Raw genomic sequence first — 19,997 nt, 5'->3', positions numbered from 1 at the left:
GGAGAATATAATGAAAAAAATAATGGCTTTTATCGTTTTAGGTATCAGTGGTTGCGGCGTTTCTCAACCTAATAATTTAGATATTAGTATGTATCCTAAAGCGGAGAAAAATCAAATTCAACATACCATAACACTTGAACCATTAAAGAATGAAGAAAATTACAAAGTGGAACTCTTTTTAGCCAAAGAAATGATGCTAGATTGTAATTATCATTCACTACCTGCCACTTTTGTGAAAAAAGATGTTAAAGGATGGGGTTATTCTTATTATCAAGTGCAAACAGACGGTAATATCAGAAGCACAATGATGGCTTGCCCTGAAAGTAAAGCGAAAAAAGGCGAAGTACTTTCACAAGGATTTTTGCAAAATTATAACAGTAAGTTACCGCTTGTTGTTTATTCTCCAAAAGGATATGGCGTGAAATATAGAGTTTGGAGTACGACTGTTGATAAAAAGAATGCCACTAAAATAGAAAAATAGGATCAAAGACCAATGACAATTTACGATTTAAAACCTAAGTTCCAACAACTTCTTATGCCTTTAGTAAACATTTTGCATAAGAAGGGCATTTCTCCAAATCAAGTAACAATAATGGCTATTTTGCTATCTGCATTGGGTGGTCTTTGTGTTTTAGCTTCGGTGGATAATACAAAATTGTTATTACTTATTCCTGTTATTCTTTTTGTTCGTATGGCATTAAATGCGATTGATGGCTTACTTGCGAAAGAGTTTAACCAAAAAACAAAGTTTGGGGCAGTACTTAATGAATTGGGTGATGTTATCTCTGATAGCTTTCTTTACTTACCTTTTGTTTATATTTTAGATCCTGTATTCGTGGTAATTTTTGTCGTATTAGCTATTTTAAGTGAATTTAGTGGCGTTTTATCTTGGGCGATTATTGGGGAAAGAAGATACAATGGACCTATGGGCAAGAGTGATAGAGCATTTTTGTTAGGTTTACTCTCTGTTTTAATTGCTTTTTTTGATGCTTTTTATATTGCCAATATATTATTAAGTATTTCAATAATTCTTTTACTTTTAACTATTTACAATAGAAGTAAAAATATGTAAATGAGGAGACAACTATGTCAACAACAATGAATTTTTATGGATACAACAATAGAGAATTACTGGCAAGGAAGTGGGAGAATACAAGTGATTATAATCAAAAAGTTATCATTATTCTTCATCGAGGACACGAACATTCTCAACGATTAGATGAAATCGCAAATTATGAGAGTTTTAGTGCTTATAAAAAATATTCTTATGATTATAGAGGACACGGTGCAGAAAAAGGTGAGCCTTGCTATGAGTTTATGGATTTAGTGAGAGATTTAGATTTATTTATTAAATTCGTAAAAGAAGACGCAAAGGTAGAGCTTAAGGATATCTTTATTATCGCAAATTCAGTCTCAGGTGTGGTGACTTCAACTTGGTTACACGATTATGGATTAAATATTGCGGGCGTTGCTTTAGTGGCACCTGCCTTTAAAATAAAACTTTATGTTCCTTTTGCAAAACAAGGATTAGCTTTAGCGTTAAAGGTAAAACCTAAATTACATATAAAATCCTATGTGAAATCAAAAGTGTTAACTCACGATATAAAAGAACAACAAAAATATAATAATGATCCTTTAATCAGTCCAGATATTCCTGCAAGTCAATTAGTGACTTTACTTAATACCGCAGAACGAGTGGTTAAAGATGCCAGTATGATCACAGTACCAACATTAGTGTTAAGTGCTGAAAAAGACTATGTGGTTTCAAATGCTATGCAAGGGGATTTTTATGCAAATTTATCTTCTAAATATAAAAAGTTTGTACAACTAGATAATTTTTATCACGGCGTTTTATATGAAACCGAAAGAGATATTGCACTCAAAGAAATCAGTGATTTTATGGAGCAATCTTTCTCTTTAACAGAAGAAATAAATTATCTTGAAAAACTGATAGATATAAGAGAAGTAGAAAAAAATAAGGTTGCTTATGGAAGCTTATGTATTCTGGATAAAGTTAGATTTGCTATTCAACGCTTTTTTATCAACCAGTTCGGGCATTTGAGTAATGGTATTACTATTGGTAAAAAATATGGTTTTGATTCAGGTGTTACCCTAGATTATATCTATCAAAATAAAGCAAATGGAACAAACTTTTTTGGTAAGTTTATGGATAAAACATACCTTAGTGCTATTGGCTGGAGAGGGATTAGACAAAGAAAAGTAAATTTAGAAAATATGCTTGAATATGCTATTGAAAATCTTAAACAAGAAAATGTAAAAGTAAATATCTTAGATATAGCAGGTGGTCCTGCTAAATACTTAATCCAAATGGCTAAAAAATATGAAGATGTAGATATTTTAGTAAGAGATTATCAAGCGCAAAATATAGAAAAAGGCAGAGAGTACGTTAAAGAATATAATCTAACAAATATCTCTTATGAGCAAGCTGACGCTTTTGATAAAAAAAGTTATGAAAATATGGAATTTAAACCCAATATTGTTGTAATTTCAGGTGTTTTTGAGTTATTTAATGAAAATGACACGATCCAAAATGCAATAGACGGCGTCAGTGCTATTTTGCAAAAAGGGGATACGTTGATCTTCACAAATCAGCCTTATCATCCACAATTATCTGAAATCTCAAATGTATTAATGAATCATCAAAAACAAAAATGGACGATGAGATTAAGAAGTGAATATGAAATAAATAAACTTTTTGAAAATGCAGGTTTTGAAGTACAGGAGATGTTAATCGATAATGACGGTATCTTTACGGTGACAAGGGCGAAAAAAGTATAATGTATGCGTTTGATCATAGATTAACAGCCTCAGCAACCTTAAAAGAAAGAACGGTCTGGCTTATATATCTAGGCATTTTTTTCTTTTTATTATACGGAAGTGCAAATCAATTAGCACATATTACCGCACCACATCACAGTTTGGCGTTTGAATGGGAGAAAAAAATACCTTTTATTGATATTTTTATTTTTCCTTATATGTCGAGTGATTTGCTCTTCGCCCTTGCTTTACTACTCCCTCAAAGTAGATTTAAGTTAAGGGTGCTGACCACTAGAATTACGATGTTAATTTTAGTTTCGGTACTATTTTTTGTCTTTCTTCCTTTTAGTTTTTCTTTTGAAAAACCGCAAGATGTATCATTTAAGTTTTTATTTGATATTTTACAGGCTGACTTATCCTATAATCAGATGCCGTCTTTACATATTAGTTTAGCTATTGTTTTATTTGATTCTTTTAGACAAACGATAAAAAGCAATTTTATCAAGATGGTTATGCTGATATGGATTTGTTTGATATGTTTGTCGACACTATTTGTGTATCAACATCATTTTATGGATATACCGACAGGAGCAGCTTTAGCACTGGTTACAATATTTTTAATACCTTATGCTAAACAGACTTACTTTACTACAAAATTCACCACACCGAGAAGTTTAAAAATGGGGATATATTACCTTATACTCGCCCTTATTTTTGTACTTATCGCTTTTTATTTATCAAATATATGGTCATTTTTGTTTATCTATTTATTTGTCAGTATGTTAGTTTTAAGTTTGGCATATTGTTTTAATACAAGTGAAATAATGAGTAAAAAAGTGTTTTACCCTATTTTGCTTCCTTATTTTTTCGCAAATCATTTATCTTGGGTTTATTTTAAAAATAAATTACCTTTATATAACCAACTAGATGAAAATATATATTTTGGACGAATGCCGAGTAAAACAGAATATAACGAACTAAAAAATAGGGGAGTCGATATTTTTATAAATCTTGCAAGTGATTTAAAGTTTAATACTTATTACAAAACAAATTTTACTGTTGATTTAATGGATATGACCATTCAAGATCCACAAAAGTTAGATGAAATTTATCAATATATTCAAGAAAACCAAAATAAAAAACTATTTATCCATTGTAAGTTTGGGTTATCTCGAACCATCATTTTTCTACTTTATTATTTGTATAAAGAAAAAGGACTTGAGCCACAGCAAGCATTTGAGCAAATAAAAAGTATTAGTAATATGTATAAATTTAAACCCTATATGCAAGTAAATAGTCAAATTTATACTAAACAACAATTTTAAGGAATTTATTTTATGGCAGGATTATTAGGATATTTATCTCTTTTGGCCGATGATATCGGTAGCTTAGCGAGTAAAACCGTTGCAAGTACAACTAAAACAATAACCACCTCTTTTGATGATATTGGTATTTTATTTGATGATATTGCAACTTATACTAAAGTGGCGGGAATAAAATCAACAGGTTTGATCGTAGATGATTTAGCTGCGATTGCTAGTATGACTAATGATACAACGTCTGAAATACTAAAAAAGGAATTGTCTAAGGTTAAAACGACACAAGAGTTGAAAGAGCATATTGAAAAATTGCCTGAAAATGAAAAGAAAGAGGTCTTAGCAGAGCTAGAAATTTTAAGACAAAAAGCAATTCAGCAAGCCACAGGAAATGCGGCAAAACGAGAAATCCCAATTGTTTATAAAATTGCCAAAGGTAGTGTTAAAAACAAGTTTATCATTATTCCATTGGTATTACTGATGAGTGCTTTTATTCCTTGGTTAATTTCTCCTATTTTGATTTTAGGGGGAATATATTTAGCTTATGAAGGGGTTGAAAGTATTTTAGTAAAATTGGGAGCTCACCATAAAAAGCATAATAAAGATCCACAAAGTGTTCATTTAACATCAGAAGAGTTTGAAAATAAAAAAGTGGCAGGTGCTGTTAAAACAGACTTTATTTTGTCCTTTGAAATTATTGTGATTACCTTAGGCTTGGTACAAGAGAGTGATTTTATTACTAAACTTTTTGTTTTAATTTTAATTGGGATGATCACGACTGTGGCTGTTTATGGTATTGTTGGTTTGATTATTAAATTAGACGATATAGGTTTTTATCTTAAAAAGAAACAAAGTGAATTTTTTCAATCGTTGGGTAATTTTTTAATTAAAGCAATGCCGATGTTGATAAAAGGCATTGGCATTATTGGTACGATCGCAATGCTTGCTGTTGGAGGGGGAATTATTTCACATCAAACTCACTTATTTCATTCTTTTGTGCATAGTATTGAAAGTATTCCTTTTGCTACTTTAATATTAGATATTATGCTTGCTTTGATTGTGGGCTATATTGCGGTTCAGAGTGTGGAAGTAGGCAAGAAATTTTTAAGAAATAAGCATCGAAAAATTAACAATACAAGAGATTTATAATATGAAAATATTTTTATTATTACCTTCTGCATTTTGGTTATTTTTAACAGCATTAGGATTTGGGGCACAAAGTTTAGCAAATTTAGTAGAATTAGTTGTTATTTTTTGTCTTTCAATTCTTTGTGTATTTATACCTGAACATTTTATTTCCTCAAAATATGTAGTAATTATTTTATTGATAATTACCTTTTTAACACGGCTTTTAATGCCAATTATTCCAGAGTAAAGAATATATAAAATGTACTTTATAGATATTTTTTAACTTCTTTTCTCGCTCTTTTTAACCACTCTTTTTTATAGTTTGGTAATTGCAGTTGCTCTCTATTCAGAACACTATTTAATTCAATTAATTCAGTTGGATAGCGTTGTTGTAAGCGCTTTAAACTTGCATAACACGAAGTTAAAGAACGATGATAATAGGCAAAACCCTGTAGGTTTTTATGGTCGTTCTCCATAAATACAAGTTGATGTTCAAGCGGTACGATCTTGATCATTTTTTGCAAATTTTGTAAAAAAGGCAAAAGAGGGAAGTCTCGTTGAAATTGCATTTGGGCTTGCTTTACAAAAGTTAGCCCCTTTTCGCTGATTGGATATAACATCATTGCACTGTGGTAACCACTGCTGGCTTCTTTGGATGGGCTAATTTGAACCAATTGGAAACCACAACTTTTCCAAAAATTAAAGAGTTTTTCATTTAAGCCAAAACTCACTGAAATAAAATCCACATTTTGTTGAGTTCGTATTTGCAAAATTAATTGAGAAACTAACCGCTTACCGATACCTTGTTGCTGTTTTTCAGGAGTCACGGCAATGCGAGAAATACGAATTGAACGTAATAAACAAGCTTCTATTAAATTTCCTTGAAAACAGAGGTATTGTGCCACTAAATTACCCTTTGGACGGCGTTTTCCTTGCCAAATTTCCTCGGCTAAACCTTTATCTAATCCGCCTTCAAAGATTGCCCAAATACCACCAATAAGTTGATGATTTTCAATATGTTTTAAATAATATTGATGAGGTGCATCAAACAAACGGCGTAGATCTGTTGGGGTAGTTTTATAATGAGCATTGGCTAAAAGTTGGTAAAAGGCTTGGTTGCTATTTGGGTCACTATTTTCAACATTATCTAAAATAAGCAGTTGGTTAACAAAATTTTCTAATGAATCATTATTTTTCCAGCGTAGGGCTTTTGTTAATTTCCATTGTTGGTAAGGACGTTTTAATTGAGGCAAAAACTTAAGACTAAAGCCTCGTCCTGTCCCTTCATAATTTTGAGTTGTAGTAGCCAATATGACTTTTTTAAAATAATGTGAAAATTGCTGTAACATTGGTAAAGGCAGACTTGCCGCTTCATCAATAAAAAGCCAATAATCATTAGTTAACTGTTGATTTTCAATTTGTTGAATAAGTTGATCGGGAGAAAAAAATAATATTTTGTCTTTATCTACATTTTGCCAAAAAGTGGGTAGAGCAGAGTGGCTCCGAGCAGTAATGATAACTTTTTGATTTTGTTGAATATATTGTGCTAGCTGACCGAGTAATGTAGATTTTCCTCGTCCTCTTGGTGCGGTAATTAAATGAATATCTGCAGAGTGTTGAGGAAGTTTTTCAAATATAAGCTGTTGCTGTACAGTAAGTGTTGAAAATTTGCAAATTTTTGAAAAAATCGTACCGCTTGTGAGTTTATTAAAATCAAATTTTTCTACAATCTCAAATTGAAACTGTTCAACAAGTTGTTGGAAATAATTAAAAAAGTTCGGGCTTTTTATCTTTCCTTGTTCACTCCAACGGATCGCATCCTGATCTATTTGTTGCATTAAATGATACCATTGAGGACAAATAATAATAAGATAACCGTTATCTATAATAGTACCTGTAGCGATTGCTAATGCATCTAAATTAAAGCAAACCCCCTCTTTAGCTTGCATATCGTAAATAGCATAATCAAGGGTTTGACCCAATAATTTTTTGGCATTTTTAAAAGAAAGAGTGGCAATATTCAGGTTTAAATCAGTGACGGTTTCACTTAAAAATACGCCATTTCCACCTAAAGGTTGAGCAGAAAATGGTGTAGTAACAATCACTAATTTACGCATAATTACTTGATATTTAAAATATATTCAAAAATACAAAAAGCGGCAATTAAGTCTGTTCTTGCAATCGGTTTAAAAGGAGACAATAACCAATATAACCAACGTTTATTTTTTATATAGTCAATAGTGGCTTTCCAAATCTCATTACCCCCTGCTTGAGCATAACTTTCTACTGCTTGTTCAACACATTGTTGAGATAATTTTTCACGGTATAAACTATGGATAAAAATCAGTAAATCTCGAACTTGACGATGTTCAAGAGCCTTATTGGAAACTTTATTTTCAAAATCAATAAAATAAATTTTATCCTCTAATAATGTGATATCTCGTACTGCAGGACGACCGTGTACAAACCCCTGTTGATGTATTTTTTGTAATTCGGTGGCGGCTAATGTTACTAAAAATTGCGTTTTTTCAGGGGTAATATCTTTGTCATTTATTAATGAGCTGATAGATCTGCCAACATCATTTGTGACAAAGTAATCCTCTCCTGTCATTATTAATTTAGCTGTAGAAACACTGTGCTTATTGAGATAGGTTAATTGCTCAATTTCACGTTGTAATGCTTTTTGAGGAAAAGGTTTTAAAAAATGTTCAACACCTTGTAATTTTTCGGTTTGCTTCAGCCAATAGCGATTATCTTCAAATTCAAAAGAAGTTATTCGTTGTCCTTTATTTGCTTCTAATACTGCTTTTACTTGTTGCTCAAAAGTATTCATAATGCTTTAATGTGTTGAAAGAAGAGGGGATTTTATCCTTATTTTTTAACTAAATCAATTTTGTGTGAATTTTTGAAATAAAACTTTATTTTTTCTTGAGGTTTATGAAAGAAAAATTTATTATTTATTCAAGTTTTTAACTTTAAGGAGTGATTATGTTATTTGGGCATTTAAGTCGTGATGATTACGCAGTAGGTTTACCTTCTGTGTTTGCACGTTTGTGTGGGAAATTAAAATCTTTAGATTTAGTCAACCTACCTTTAGGTTGGCAAGATCTTGAAGAGGGCATTCGAATGAATGTAATGGAATTAGAAAGCTCACCAGCAGAGGGAAAAGTAGCGGAAATTCATCGAAAAATGATTGATGTTCATCTTTTAATTGAAGGTGAAGAGATGATTGAATATGGTCTGGTTTCACCTGATTTGAGTTTATATAACGAATATAATGAGGCAGATGATTATCAAATTTCAGAGGTTATTGAAGATAAAAATCAACTCTTCTTAACACCAAATTCTTTTGCTATTTTTATGCCTTATGAACCTCATAAGCCAGTAAATTCAGTAAATGGGAATAAAAAATTGAAAAAAATCGTGGTGAAAGTGCCTTTAGAGGCAGTGATTTAATAATTAAAGCGGTGAGGTTTTACCAAAAATTTGCAAATTTTCGTGACAATGTCACCGCTTAGTAAGTTTTATAGTACTTTTATAATCGCTTCACATAGGGTATCAATATTATTAGCAGTTATGCCAGCAACATTGATGCGTCCTGAACGAACAGCATAAACAGCAAATTCATCTTTAAGGCGATCAACCTGTTCTGCGGTTAAACCACTGAAAGAGAACATACCGTTTTGCTCGAGGATAAAATCAAAGTTTTGTGTTGCGCCTTTCTCTTTAAGTCCTTTTACAAATAAATAACGCATCTGTTTAATACGCTCACGCATTTCCGCTAACTCTGCAATCCAATTGGCTTTTAATTCACTGTCTCCTAATACTGTAGCAACAGTGCTGGCACCGTGTGAGGCTGGGTTAGAGTAGAGTACTCGAATAATCTGTTTTATTTGACTAAGGGCGTTGTTTGCAATAGTTTCATTTTCTGCGACTAAAGTGAAAGCGCCTACACGTTCTTTATATAAACCAAAGTTTTTTGAATAAGAACTTGCGACCAATAATTCATTATGATTTTTAGCAAAGGTACGCAGTGCATAAGCATCTTCTTCTAAACCATTTGCAAAGCCTTGATAAGCAAAGTCAAATAATGGTAGCCACTTTTTCTCTTGTGACATTTTTGCTAAAGCATCCCATTGCTCAGGTGTTGGATCAATACCTGTTGGGTTATGACAACAACCGTGGAATAATACTACATCACCAGCTTCTGCTTGGCTTAAATCTGTAATAAGATTATCCCAATCTAAACCTTTAGTTTCTTCATTGTAGTAACGATAATGTTTAATATTTAGCCCAATATTACCAAAAATCGCATTATGATTTGGCCAGGTTGGAGCAGATACCCAGATACTTTTTGCATTTGTTTGGGAGTGAATAAATTCTGCCGCAACACGTAATGCACCTGTGCCACCTAGCGTTTGCGCTGTTTTTGCTCGTTTTTGAGTAATAACGTCGGCATTTTCCCCAAAGAGTAATTGCTGTGTATAGGCGTTATATTCTGCTACACCGTCAATAGGTAAATAATTTTTATTATTTTCTGCTTCAAACAAACGGCGTTCAGCTTCCTTTATCGCTTTGATAATAGGTGTTTTTCCTTCAGAATTAGTATAAACACCAATACCTAAATTAATTTTATTCGCACGAGTTTCGGCTTTAAATGCTTCACCTAAACCTAAAATAGGATCAGCAGGGGCAATTTTAATATGTTCAAACATAAATTTTCCTTTCAGTGTTGTGTTGCAAAATTATGATTATACGAGGAATTGGTTCTGTTGATAAGGGCAAGCGGTAAGATTTGTGAAGTTTTTTGCAAAAATGGTAAAAAATAGTTACTTTACGTGTTAGCAATATTTGTTAACCACCATATAGATAGCTTAGAAAATTGCAACCTATTATTAAATGATATATCATACTGTTAGTTACCAAATAGGTAGCCTATAGCTAGACGAGGAGTATAGTAATGAAAATGTTTATTAATGATTGGAATTATAATATAACTTTCAATGAAGGTTGGGATGGCAACGACTAAATGGATTGGACTGGTGTAATCCAAACTATCGCTGTCTGTGCTGCAGCTATTTTTACTGCATTAAGTATTCGCTCGAATACAAAAAATGCAAGGCAACGAGCAACTATCGATTTAATTTTACATCAAACTCAAAATAAAGAGTTACAAGAAGCGATCACTCTTGTCAACCGACTTGCTCGTCAAGGTATTCCTTTAATTGATCATTACAAAATTGATGATGTTTTCAGAGGATCTATTCTGAAAGTACTTAATTCAAGAGAGTTTACAGCTACAGGTATCAGAGAGAATATTTTTGATGAAAATGTTTATAAACGTTCACAATGTACTAATTTTACTAGAGATTGGAAACGGTTAGAATGTGTTGTATTACACATTCGAGAAGCAACTCAAAAAGATACATTATTTCAAGACTTTGAACATCTTGGTAAAAAATGGTTATTAAACCCATTAAAAGTGTTAAAATAATTACAAGTCTTAGTACATTCCTATAATTGTTACCAAAATCATATTGTAGCCATCTGAATCCTCACTTGAAGAGCAACAAATGGCTACACCTAATTTTATTGCAAAATCCAAACACGTCCGTAGTGCTTCATTAATCCTGCTTTATGACCTGCTTTATCACCAATACCTTGATAAATATCGAAATGTTGACCATTTATTGCACCACCTACATCTAAGGCGATCATTAAACGCATTTCATGGTGTCCTGTCCAATTACCATGATCATCAATCATTGGTGTTTCAACAAGTAGAGGAGTTCCAGAAGGCACAATTTTGCGATCTGAAGCAACAGAAGCTAAAGGAACAAGTGGAACACCTGCTGCCCCTTTTACTTTCCCTGATGCATCATTCTTAAAGAAAACATACGAAGGATTTCGCTCCAATAATGTTTGAACTCGCTCAGGGTGTTGATGTCCCCATTCTCTAATCGCTTTAATGGACATTTTTTCCTTTGGAATTTCACCATCTTCAACTAATAATCGCCCAATACTCGCATATTTAAAACCATTTTGACCTGCATATGCAAAGTAATTTAACTTACCATTACCAAAATCAACATAGCCACTGCCTTGTACTCCAAGTAAAAAATTCTCTAACAGTGAATCACTATAAGCTAGCTCTAGTCCTTTTCCAGATAAAGCGCCGTCATAAATTTGTTTACGAGTAAATTTTTTACGATAACGAGGTTTTGCATAAATAGGATATTGGAATTTCCCTCTTTTTACACGGCTGGCTTTTAAGACAGGCGAGTAGTATCCCGTCATCAGGACATTTTGAAACCCTTCTTCACCACTCATTTGTTGAATATTTATACCATAATTAGCCAAGCGCCTTATATTTGCGCCAGAATAAACCCAAGACGTAATTTTGTTATATGTATTTGCATACTGAGAAGTAATATTATTTGAATAATCTTTAACATTAGTGAGCTGACGTAAAAAACTACGACGATTTACCACTCGTTTATGAACATTGATTTTTTTTCTAGGTATATGTGAGGCATAAGGATAATATTGACGATTTTTGTATTCGGCTCCAAATTTTTCTTTATCCGCATAATTTAAAGATGATTTATTGGTATTTGAAGAGCAGCCTATAACAGAGAATGCCACTGCTGTTAGTAAGATCCATTTTTTATTTATAGTTAATGTCATAGAAACCTTATGATAATGAAAAACAGCGACAAGAATAACAAAATTTAGCTTAAAAAGGTAATAAAAAAAGAAAAAGAGCAAGATTTATACGAAGTTGGTTTTAATTTAAGGCAAACAAATCAAAAATATTTTTTTATTATTGTAATCTCCAAAAATCGGTGTATTATGCACATCTCTGACGCGGGGTGGAGCAGCTTGGTAGCTCGTCGGGCTCATAACCCGAAGGTCGTTGGTTCAAATCCAGCCCCCGCAACCATTTCTCTTCCTTAAGATCTTTCAATATTTTCTAAGTTGTAAACACACTAAATATCACCAAGCTTAACCTTATTTATTACTCATTGTTGATTTTATAATTGAAAACCCAATTAGACCTAAAATAGTACCAGTTACCTTATCAATATAGTATGAAAATCGAGTAAACTGATTACGCACCTTAGGCACAGATAACGTATAAATAATTAAGACATTCCAAATAAACACTAATGATGTCATCCAAATACCTAAGCCAATTCGAAAAGTCATATTTACATTTTCAGTAAGAACAATAGTGAATAAACTTAAATAAAATAGTAAATTTTTAGGATTTAAAATTCCAGACATAAAACCAGTAACAAATTCTCTTGCCCAAGTCGTTTGAACTTTTATTTGTTTTGTATCTCTTAATGCTAAGGATTGGTAATCAGATTTTTTAGCACACAACGCTTGAATGGCTAAATAGATCAAAAATAATCCTCCTAATATTTTCATAATAATCAATAAAGTTGCAGAACTTGCTAAAATTGCACCAACACCAATAAGACATAAAAAAATATACATACCATTAGCAAAAGCTATACCAGCAGCTACTCCCACTGATTTTTTACCACCATATTTAATAGCACTTTTAACGATTAATACAAAATCAGGACCAGGACTGAGTAATGCTACAAAATGAGCAACTACAACGGTTAAAAAAATTTCCCAAAGGCTTAACTCCATAGATAATTCCTCTTATTATAATTATTTAAAACATCAATATAACAGCTAATAATAAGAAACTCAAAAAAAGAGGCAAGGAGTTTAAAAACTTAGTAAAAATGCAAAAGAACAACTACAGCACAAAATATGTTGAACATATCAGCAAATAGTTTTTAAAATGACCGAAGGTTATAAGCCATTTACACGATGGTTAACTGACCGCTAAAGTTGATAATTTTAGTGTTGGGTTTCTAAGCCATCTACACGATGGTTAACTAGAGATTTTATTAATAAAACCCTTATTTTGCAATATCTGAAGTGAAAAAATAACAAAAATACCCTTTTTTTAGCAGGTTTTGTAACTAGTTGATAATAAAGTAATTTTAAAAAAGCTAAAAATAAAGGTATTTTATGCAATCAATCTATCATCAACAAAAACTCTTTCAACTGTTTAATTTTATCCCTTGTAGCAGCCGCTTTTTCAAATTCGAGGTTTTGAGCAAATTCTCGCATTTCAGCATCGAGTTTTTTAAGATCTTTTTCTAATGCTTTGCGAGTTTTTGGAATATAAGTAGCAGGATTTTCTTCTACTTTTGTAGATTTTTTATTTCGTTTTGTTTTATTATTTTGCCCAATATCAAGTAATTCACTGACTTGTTTATTTAAACCTTGTGGCGTAATACCCAGTTTTTCATTGTGAGCTTGTTGTTTTGCTCTACGTCTTTGGGTTTCGCTAATGGCTTTTTCCATTGAATTGGTAATTCTGTCACCATATAAAATTGCTTTACCATTTAGGTTTCGAGCAGCACGTCCGATGGTTTGGATGAGTGAACGTTCAGAACGTAAAAAGCCTTCTTTATCAGCGTCTAAAATGGCGACAAGCGATACTTCTGGAATATCTAAGCCTTCACGTAATAAGTTAATTCCAACCAGTACATCAAACATTCCCATTCGTAAATCGTGGATAATTTCAACACGTTCAACGGTGTCAATATCGCTGTGTAAATAACGCACACGCACGCCGTGTTCATCAAGGTAATCCGTTAGATCTTCCGCCATTTTCTTGGTTAAAACTGTTACTAAAACACGTTCTTCTACTTCAGTGCGTTTATGAATTTCTGAAAGTAAATCATCGACTTGGGTTGCCACAGGGCGAACTTCAATAATAGGGTCGAGCAGTCCTGTTGGGCGAACCACTTGTTCCACCACATCGCCATTTGATTTTTCCAATTCATAATTGCTTGGGGTGGCGGAAACGTAAATTGTTTGTGGTGCAAGGGCTTCAAATTCTTCAAATCGTAATGGGCGATTGTCTAATGCAGAAGGCAAGCGGAAGCCATATTGCACAAGGGTTTCTTTACGAGAACGGTCGCCTTTATACATTCCCCCAATTTGTGGTACAGTCACGTGAGATTCATCGATAATTAGCAAACCGTCAGCAGGCATATAGTCAAATAATGTTGGCGGTGCTTCACCCTCTTTTCTGCCTGAAAGATAGCGAGAGTAGTTTTCAACACCAGAGCAGTAGCCAAGTTCGTTCATCATTTCAATATCAAATTGGGTGCGTTGTGTCAGGCGTTGTTCTTCAACGAGCTTATTTTCTTTGATCAGATATTCACGACGTTCAACAAGCTCTGCTTTGATTTTTTCAATCGCTTCTAAAATACGTTCACGAGGCGTGGCGTAGTGGGTTTTAGGGTAAACCGTATAACGAGGTACACGCCCAGTGGTTTGCCCTGTTAATGGATCAAAAAGGGATAAATTTTCAATTTCATCATCAAAAAGCTCGACACGTAATGCTTGATCGTCCGATTCCGCAGGGAAAATATCAATCACTTCACCACGCACTCTAAATGTTCCACGTTGAAAAGCTTGATCGTTACGAGAGTATTGCAATTCCGTTAAGCGAGATAAAATTTCACGCTGATTGATTATTTCCCCCACTTGCAAATGCAACATCATTTTAAGATAAGCATCGGCGTCCCCTAATCCATAAATAGCAGAAACAGAAGCAACAACGATCGTATCTCGGCGTTCCAAAAAAGATTTAGTAGCAGACAGTCGCATTTGTTCGATTTGTTCGTTTACGGACGCATCTTTTTCAATAAAAGTATCGCTGGCTGGCACATAGGCTTCTGGTTGATAGTAATCATAGTAAGACACAAAATATTCAACCGCATTTTCAGGAAAAAAAGCTTTCATTTCAGCATAAAGTTGTGCTGCAAGGGTCTTGTTAGGGGCGAGTAGCATTGCAGGGCGATTTAAGTCTGCAATCACATTGGCAATTGTAAAAGTTTTACCTGAACCCGTTACACCCAGTAACGTTTGATGGGCTAAACCGTCTTCTAAGCCTTCTTTTAGTTTTGCAATGGCTTCAGGTTGATCTCCTGCAGGTTTGAAAGGACTATGTAAAATAAAAGGCTTTTGTTTTTGCATATGTTGTTTTGAATAATAAAATAAAAGAAAGAAAAAATATTGCGTTAGTTTAACATAGCATAGACATTTGATTAACTAAATTTAGAAATAGAAGAGTAATGAAGCGGTAAGATAAATTCAACTTTTTGCAAAATTATATTTAAAATATAAAAAAACACCCCAAAGTTGTGTTCAATTTTTGGGGTGTGTCGCTTTTTATCAAAAATTAAAGAATTAGATTAATGAGATTTAATCCAATCATCCATTTCTGTTTTAAGCATATCTGATTTTGTACCAAAGATAGCTTGAACACCACCTTTAACTACAATAACGCCTGCTGCACCAAGTTCTTTTAAGCGAGCTTGATCAACTGTTTCAATATCTTTTACAGCAACACGTAAACGAGTGATACAAGCATCTAGGTTAGCAATATTATCTTTACCACCAAAGGCTTTAACAAGCTCTTGAGCCATTAAAGAATGCTCAACGTGTTCAACTTCAGCTTCATCAGCTTCGTCTTCACGACCTGGTGTTTTTAAGTTTAATGCTTTGATTAATACTCGGAATACTGTGTAATAGATTGCTGCATAAATCAAACCTACACCTACTAATAAGAAGATTTTTTGTGAGTTTGAAGATAATACAGTAAAGTCAATGAAACCGTGTGAGAATGTCATTCCATGAACAATACCTAATGCATTAGTTATAAAGTATGCGCCTGCTGCTAAGAAAGCGTGAACAATATAAAGAACAGGAGCAACGAATAAGAATGCAAATTCAATTGGTTCAGTGATACCTGTTAAGAATGAAGTTAATGCTGCAGAAAGCATTAAACCACCTACTTTTGCACGGTTTTCAGGTTTAGCGCTGTGCCAAATGGCAACTGCTGCTGCTGGAAGACCGAACATTTTGAATAGGTAACCACCTGCCATTTGACCGAAGTAGCTCATTTCAGCTGTACGACTTGCTGCATCTGCAGAAACAAAACAAGTAACAATACCATTTTGTACTTCACCAGCATTATCTACACAAGTACCCGCTTCAAAGAAGAATGGTACGTTCCAGATATGGTGTAAACCAAATGGAATTAATGAACGTTCAACAAAACCATAGATGGCAAATGCGGTTTCAGGATTTTGTACTGCTGCCCAATGAGAGAATGATTCAATACCATGACCAATTGGAGGCCAAATAAATGCAAGGGCAACACCTAAGAAGATAGTTAAGAAACCAGTAATGATCGGTACGGCACGTTTACCCGCAAAAAAGCCTAAATAGGTTGGCAATTGAATACGGAAGAAACGATTGAAAGACCATGCTGCGATAGAACCTGATAAAATACCACCAAGTACACCAGTATCAATGCCTTCAACACCGATAAAACCAGCCATTACTTTAAGAGTCGCAATGTAAATACCATAACCAACAACAGCGGCTAATGCTGATACACCGTCATTATTGGTAAAGCCAAGTGCAACACCAATAGCGAAAAGAAGTGGCATTTGACCAAAGACTGAACCACCCGCTTGTTCCATAAGGTTTGAAATGATTTCAGGCATCCAAGAGAAGTGTGCTGCACCAACACCGAGCAAAATACCTGCAACAGGAAGCACTGAAACAGGTAGCATCAACGCTTTACCAATTTTTTGTAAATTGGCAAAAAGATTGTTAAACATACAATTTTCCTTGTTTTAACTTTAAAAATAAAAATAATAGATTACTCAACATATGTTAAGTAAGTGTAATAATATGTTAAAAAATAGCCGTTTGCAAAATATTATTACTTTTTTGGGCGTAATTGTTTAAATAATTGTAAATCAAGCAGTAAAATGTATGTCATCAAATTTAAACAACAGAAGCGGAAAGCATCCAAACGAGTTTCTCTTGCTCTTTAATATAATCACTCATCTGCGAAGCCGTTCCTTCATCATTAGTTTGAGCTGCCATTTCCATTATTTCACGTTGTTGTTTTAACAAAATTTGAACACCTGCTAAAGTTCCAGATAAACAGCCTTTTGCATCACTTACTGCAATATCTTCTTTAATACGAGAGGTGTCTAAATACTGACTAAATGCATTATTTGGTGTTTGTCCTAACGTTAAAATGCGCTCTGCAATTTCATCTATTTTAATCACTAAATCACTGTAAATCTCTTCAAATTTTGTATGCAATTCAAAAAAGTTAACGCCTTTAATATTCCAGTGGTAGCCACGTACATTTGTATAAAATACTTGGTAGCTGGCTAAAAGTTTATTTAATTCAGTTGCAATGTTGTTTGATGATTGAGTGTTTAAACCAATATTGTTAATCATAAGTTTTCCTTAATTTAAAATGATGTAATAAATAAAAATCAGTCTTCTCATAAAGAGAATCTTGATAAGTTGAGCGCATTATATATTTGCTTTTAAAATTTACCATTTATTAAAACAATAGCTAATGCCAATCAAATTTTTCTAAATGATAGTCTGTGATGTTTATTTTGTATTTTGAAAAAAAGAAATACTATTCTATAATTTGGAAAACAACAAAAGAGAGATAAAATTGTATGCAACCTAAATATTATATTGGTGTAATGTCTGGTACCAGCTTAGATGGAGTAGATTTGGCTCTGGTTGATTTTTCTACCTCACAGCCTGTTTTAAAAGCCTGTCATTTTGTTGCAATGCCAGAAGCATTACGTCAGTCACTTTTAACACTATGCCTAAAAGGAGAAACTTCATTACAGCAATTGGGTGAGTTAGATCATCGCTTAGGTCTGCTGTATGCGGATGCGATCAATCAATTTTTAAATCTTAATCATTTAAAAGCAGAGCAGATTGAAGCTGTGGGTTGTCACGGTCAAACCGTTTGGCATTCACCACAAACCGCTCATCCTTTTACTACTCAAATTGGAGATGCTAATATTATTGCTGCAAAAACAGGTATTACGACTGTTGCTGATTTTCGACGTAAAGATATGGCATTTGGTGGGCAAGGTGCCCCACTGGTTCCTGCCTTTCACCAAGCGGTCTTTTTTGATCCAAAATTTGCAACTGTTGTTTTAAATATTGGTGGAATTAGTAATATTTCTGTTTTAATTCCTGATCAAGCGGTGATTGGTTACGATACAGGAGTAGGCAATCTTTTATTAGACGCTTGGATTGGTAAGCACTTTAATAAATCTTATGATAATAATGGTGAATGGGCGAAAACAGGGCAAGTGAATCAATCATTGTTAGCGACTTTGTTAGATGAGCCATTTTTTAAACAACCTCCACCAAAAAGTACGGGGAGAGAGCAGTTTAACTTACAATGGTTAGAACAAAAAATTGCAAATTTTGAACAACATCATACCGCTTGTTTACCTCAAGATATTCAACGTACATTAGTTGAATTTACTGTTCAAAGTACCGTTCAAGAGTTATTAAAATTAGAAACAAAATCGTTACCCTGTCGCTTTTTGGTATGTGGAGGAGGGGCAAAAAATCCTCTTATTATGCAAGATTTCAAAGAATTATTACCACAATGGAATGTAAGCACGACAACGAATTATGGTTTAGATATTGATTATGTTGAAGCCACTGCTTTTGCTTGGTTAGCTTATCAACGCATACACAATTTACCCTCTAATATGCCAAGTGTGACAGGTGCAACAAAGGCGGTGAGTTTAGGGGTGATTTATCCTAAATAATTTTGTGAGTTGGATCGAGTTTTTAAGTATTGTATGTGGGGACTGATAGATCTAGTGTCGTATAATATGAAAAGTAATTTTAGTTGTCGACAATTTGTCGACGTGTGATCTAACTTATGGAAAGAGAAATAGAAGGAAAGAGATTAGTGAATGAAATTAAATTATTTGAAGACAGTCAGATCCGTTCAGTGTGGGATGAAGAAAAAGAAGAATGGTTCTTTTCTATTGTTGATGTTGTTCAGGTATTAACGGAAAGTAAAGATCCAAAGCAATATGTTAAAAAACTAAGAAGTAGAGATAGTGAACTTAATTTAAAGTGGGGTACAATTTGTACCCCTCTTCAGATGATAGCATTAGATGGTAAAAAAAGACAAATTCAATCTGCTAGTATACAAGGTATTTTCAGGCTCATTCAGTCTATTCCTTCCCCAAAAGCAGAGCCATTTAAAATGTGGCTAGCGAAGGTTGGAAAAGAAAGAATTGATGAAATTATCGATCCTGAATTAGCGATAGATCGAGCATTACAAACCTATTTAAAAAAAGGGTATAGCAAAGAATGGATCAATCAACGTCTTCAAGCAATACAAGTCAGAAAGGAATTAACAGATACTTGGCAAGAGCATAGTGTTCGAGCAGGGAGGGAATTTGCAATTTTAACAAATGAAATCTCAAAAGCTTGGTCTGGAATGACAACAAGAGAATATAAAGAATTTAAAAATCTCAAAAAAGAAAATTTAAGAGATAATATGTCTACCTTAGAATTAGTGTTAAATATGTTAGCAGAAGCCACTACTACAGAACTGACTAATATCCACAATCCTATTGGTTTAGATGAAAATAAAAAAGTGGCAAAACGAGGGGGCAATATTGCAGGTAATGCTCGTAAAGAAATTGAAAAAGACAGTGGAAAACCTGTAATTACCTCTAAAAATGCACTTGATTTTGCAAAGTTGATTAATGATGTTGTGGAAATTACAGACAAAGATAATAAATCATAAAATTGCAAATTCTTAATCAAATCATACCGCTTATTTATATAGAGAGA

At 33.4% G+C, this 19,997-nt stretch carries 18 protein-coding genes and 1 tRNA gene; 11 read left to right on the top strand and 8 right to left on the bottom strand.

Features of this window, described 5'->3' with window-relative positions:
- The first annotated feature begins 10 nt into the window (after positions 1-10).
- The 6 genes from A6B44_RS04485 to A6B44_RS04460 are packed head-to-tail and all read left to right on the top strand — an operon-like array spanning position 11 to position 5,469.
- The gene (locus A6B44_RS04485) at positions 11-481 is read left to right on the top strand and encodes an ecotin family protein (RefSeq protein WP_090920886.1); all 471 of its coding nucleotides are present in this window, start codon (positions 11-13) and stop codon (positions 479-481) included.
- 12 nt (positions 482-493) lie between these two features.
- On the top strand, positions 494-1,072 hold the full coding sequence (locus A6B44_RS04480; RefSeq protein WP_090920884.1) for a CDP-alcohol phosphatidyltransferase family protein: 579 nt from the start codon (positions 494-496) through the stop codon (positions 1,070-1,072).
- Positions 1,073-1,086: 14 nt separating this feature from the next.
- The gene (locus A6B44_RS04475; protein WP_090920882.1) at positions 1,087-2,799 is read left to right on the top strand and encodes a bifunctional alpha/beta hydrolase/class I SAM-dependent methyltransferase; all 1,713 of its coding nucleotides are present in this window, start codon (positions 1,087-1,089) and stop codon (positions 2,797-2,799) included.
- Positions 2,799-4,103 (top strand): dual specificity protein phosphatase family protein, encoded by a 1,305-nt coding sequence (locus A6B44_RS04470; RefSeq protein WP_090920879.1) that lies wholly within the window; start codon positions 2,799-2,801, stop codon positions 4,101-4,103. Before A6B44_RS04475 ends, A6B44_RS04470 begins: the two co-directional genes overlap by 1 nt.
- A gap of 12 nt (positions 4,104-4,115) precedes the next feature.
- The gene (locus A6B44_RS04465; RefSeq protein ID WP_090920877.1) at positions 4,116-5,243 is read left to right on the top strand and encodes a DUF808 family protein; all 1,128 of its coding nucleotides are present in this window, start codon (positions 4,116-4,118) and stop codon (positions 5,241-5,243) included.
- A gap of 1 nt (position 5,244) precedes the next feature.
- Positions 5,245-5,469 carry a hypothetical protein gene (locus tag A6B44_RS04460; protein WP_090920874.1) on the top strand — a complete coding sequence of 75 codons (225 nt, stop codon included), beginning with the start codon at positions 5,245-5,247 and terminating at the stop codon, positions 5,467-5,469.
- A 19-nt stretch (positions 5,470-5,488) separates the two neighbouring features.
- On the opposite strand, the gene A6B44_RS04455 is transcribed toward A6B44_RS04460, so the two are convergent.
- Together A6B44_RS04455 and A6B44_RS04450 are read right to left on the bottom strand one after the other, a co-directional pair.
- Positions 5,489-7,339 (bottom strand): GNAT family N-acetyltransferase, encoded by a 1,851-nt coding sequence (locus A6B44_RS04455; RefSeq protein WP_090920872.1) that lies wholly within the window; start codon positions 7,337-7,339, stop codon positions 5,489-5,491.
- Positions 7,340-7,341: 2 nt separating this feature from the next.
- Positions 7,342-8,055 (bottom strand): BUD32 family EKC/KEOPS complex subunit, encoded by a 714-nt coding sequence (locus A6B44_RS04450; RefSeq protein WP_090920870.1) that lies wholly within the window; start codon positions 8,053-8,055, stop codon positions 7,342-7,344.
- Positions 8,056-8,210: 155 nt separating this feature from the next.
- Here A6B44_RS04450 and nanQ point away from each other — a divergent pair, with 155 nt between their 5' ends.
- Positions 8,211-8,678: an N-acetylneuraminate anomerase gene (gene nanQ, locus A6B44_RS04445; RefSeq protein WP_090920868.1), complete on the top strand. Its 468-nt coding sequence runs from the start codon at positions 8,211-8,213 to the stop codon at positions 8,676-8,678.
- Between the two features lie 68 nt (positions 8,679-8,746).
- Here nanQ and A6B44_RS04440 read toward each other — a convergent pair whose 3' ends face one another.
- The gene (locus A6B44_RS04440) at positions 8,747-9,937 is read right to left on the bottom strand and encodes an amino acid aminotransferase (protein ID WP_090920866.1); all 1,191 of its coding nucleotides are present in this window, start codon (positions 9,935-9,937) and stop codon (positions 8,747-8,749) included.
- Between the two features lie 314 nt (positions 9,938-10,251).
- On the opposite strand from A6B44_RS04440, the gene A6B44_RS04435 reads away from it, so the two are divergent.
- On the top strand, positions 10,252-10,716 hold the full coding sequence (locus tag A6B44_RS04435) for a DUF4760 domain-containing protein (protein WP_090920864.1): 465 nt from the start codon (positions 10,252-10,254) through the stop codon (positions 10,714-10,716).
- A 95-nt stretch (positions 10,717-10,811) separates the two neighbouring features.
- Here A6B44_RS04435 and mltA read toward each other — a convergent pair whose 3' ends face one another.
- Positions 10,812-11,909, bottom strand: coding sequence for a murein transglycosylase A (gene mltA, locus A6B44_RS04430; RefSeq protein WP_090920862.1), 1,098 nt, complete (start codon positions 11,907-11,909; stop codon positions 10,812-10,814).
- A gap of 179 nt (positions 11,910-12,088) precedes the next feature.
- On the opposite strand from mltA, the gene A6B44_RS04425 reads away from it, so the two are divergent.
- Positions 12,089-12,165: transfer RNA gene (locus tag A6B44_RS04425), tRNA-Met, on the top strand.
- Positions 12,166-12,233: 68 nt separating this feature from the next.
- Here A6B44_RS04425 and A6B44_RS04420 read toward each other — a convergent pair.
- The 4 genes from A6B44_RS04420 to A6B44_RS04405 all read right to left on the bottom strand — a co-directional run bounded on the left by A6B44_RS04420 (position 12,234) and on the right by A6B44_RS04405 (position 17,594).
- Positions 12,234-12,887 (bottom strand): LysE family translocator, encoded by a 654-nt coding sequence (locus A6B44_RS04420; protein ID WP_090920860.1) that lies wholly within the window; start codon positions 12,885-12,887, stop codon positions 12,234-12,236.
- Between the two features lie 396 nt (positions 12,888-13,283).
- Complete coding sequence (gene uvrB, locus A6B44_RS04415; protein WP_090920858.1) at positions 13,284-15,302, bottom strand: excinuclease ABC subunit UvrB; 2,019 nt, start codon at positions 15,300-15,302, stop codon at positions 13,284-13,286.
- A gap of 218 nt (positions 15,303-15,520) precedes the next feature.
- Entirely contained in the window at positions 15,521-16,957 is a 1,437-nt protein-coding gene (gene ptsG / locus A6B44_RS04410; RefSeq protein WP_090920856.1) for a PTS glucose transporter subunit IIBC, read from the bottom strand.
- A gap of 169 nt (positions 16,958-17,126) precedes the next feature.
- Positions 17,127-17,594 (bottom strand): Dps family protein, encoded by a 468-nt coding sequence (locus A6B44_RS04405; RefSeq protein ID WP_090920854.1) that lies wholly within the window; start codon positions 17,592-17,594, stop codon positions 17,127-17,129.
- 233 nt (positions 17,595-17,827) lie between these two features.
- Between A6B44_RS04405 and A6B44_RS04400 the strand changes: the two genes are divergently transcribed.
- Both A6B44_RS04400 and A6B44_RS04395 read left to right on the top strand, forming a co-directional pair.
- Positions 17,828-18,952 (top strand): anhydro-N-acetylmuramic acid kinase, encoded by a 1,125-nt coding sequence (locus tag A6B44_RS04400; RefSeq protein WP_090920852.1) that lies wholly within the window; start codon positions 17,828-17,830, stop codon positions 18,950-18,952.
- A 146-nt stretch (positions 18,953-19,098) separates the two neighbouring features.
- The gene (locus A6B44_RS04395) at positions 19,099-19,950 is read left to right on the top strand and encodes a BRO family protein (protein ID WP_090920850.1); all 852 of its coding nucleotides are present in this window, start codon (positions 19,099-19,101) and stop codon (positions 19,948-19,950) included.
- Positions 19,951-19,997 lie beyond the last annotated feature (47 nt).

This window comes from Pasteurella skyensis, assembly GCF_013377295.1.
In the GTDB taxonomy this organism is placed as follows: Bacteria; Pseudomonadota; Gammaproteobacteria; order Enterobacterales; family Pasteurellaceae; genus Phocoenobacter; species Phocoenobacter skyensis.
Note: the sequence above shows the minus strand (reverse complement) of the source record. Positions and strands in the feature narration are given on the sequence as shown.

Coding starts and splice junctions, on each gene's coding strand:
- A6B44_RS04485 (WP_090920886.1), top strand. CDS start 11: ATGAAAAAAATAATGGCTTTTATCGTTTTAGGTATCAGTGGTTGCGGC.
- A6B44_RS04480 (WP_090920884.1), top strand. CDS start 494: ATGACAATTTACGATTTAAAACCTAAGTTCCAACAACTTCTTATGCCT.
- A6B44_RS04475 (WP_090920882.1), top strand. CDS start 1,087: ATGTCAACAACAATGAATTTTTATGGATACAACAATAGAGAATTACTG.
- A6B44_RS04470 (WP_090920879.1), top strand. CDS start 2,799: ATGTATGCGTTTGATCATAGATTAACAGCCTCAGCAACCTTAAAAGAA.
- A6B44_RS04465 (WP_090920877.1), top strand. CDS start 4,116: ATGGCAGGATTATTAGGATATTTATCTCTTTTGGCCGATGATATCGGT.
- A6B44_RS04460 (WP_090920874.1), top strand. CDS start 5,245: ATGAAAATATTTTTATTATTACCTTCTGCATTTTGGTTATTTTTAACA.
- A6B44_RS04455 (WP_090920872.1), bottom strand. CDS start 7,339: ATGCGTAAATTAGTGATTGTTACTACACCATTTTCTGCTCAACCTTTA.
- A6B44_RS04450 (WP_090920870.1), bottom strand. CDS start 8,055: ATGAATACTTTTGAGCAACAAGTAAAAGCAGTATTAGAAGCAAATAAA.
- nanQ (WP_090920868.1), top strand. CDS start 8,211: ATGTTATTTGGGCATTTAAGTCGTGATGATTACGCAGTAGGTTTACCT.
- A6B44_RS04440 (WP_090920866.1), bottom strand. CDS start 9,937: ATGTTTGAACATATTAAAATTGCCCCTGCTGATCCTATTTTAGGTTTA.
- A6B44_RS04435 (WP_090920864.1), top strand. CDS start 10,252: ATGGATTGGACTGGTGTAATCCAAACTATCGCTGTCTGTGCTGCAGCT.
- mltA (WP_090920862.1), bottom strand. CDS start 11,909: ATGACATTAACTATAAATAAAAAATGGATCTTACTAACAGCAGTGGCA.
- A6B44_RS04420 (WP_090920860.1), bottom strand. CDS start 12,887: ATGGAGTTAAGCCTTTGGGAAATTTTTTTAACCGTTGTAGTTGCTCAT.
- uvrB (WP_090920858.1), bottom strand. CDS start 15,302: ATGCAAAAACAAAAGCCTTTTATTTTACATAGTCCTTTCAAACCTGCA.
- ptsG (WP_090920856.1), bottom strand. CDS start 16,957: ATGTTTAACAATCTTTTTGCCAATTTACAAAAAATTGGTAAAGCGTTG.
- A6B44_RS04405 (WP_090920854.1), bottom strand. CDS start 17,594: ATGATTAACAATATTGGTTTAAACACTCAATCATCAAACAACATTGCA.
- A6B44_RS04400 (WP_090920852.1), top strand. CDS start 17,828: ATGCAACCTAAATATTATATTGGTGTAATGTCTGGTACCAGCTTAGAT.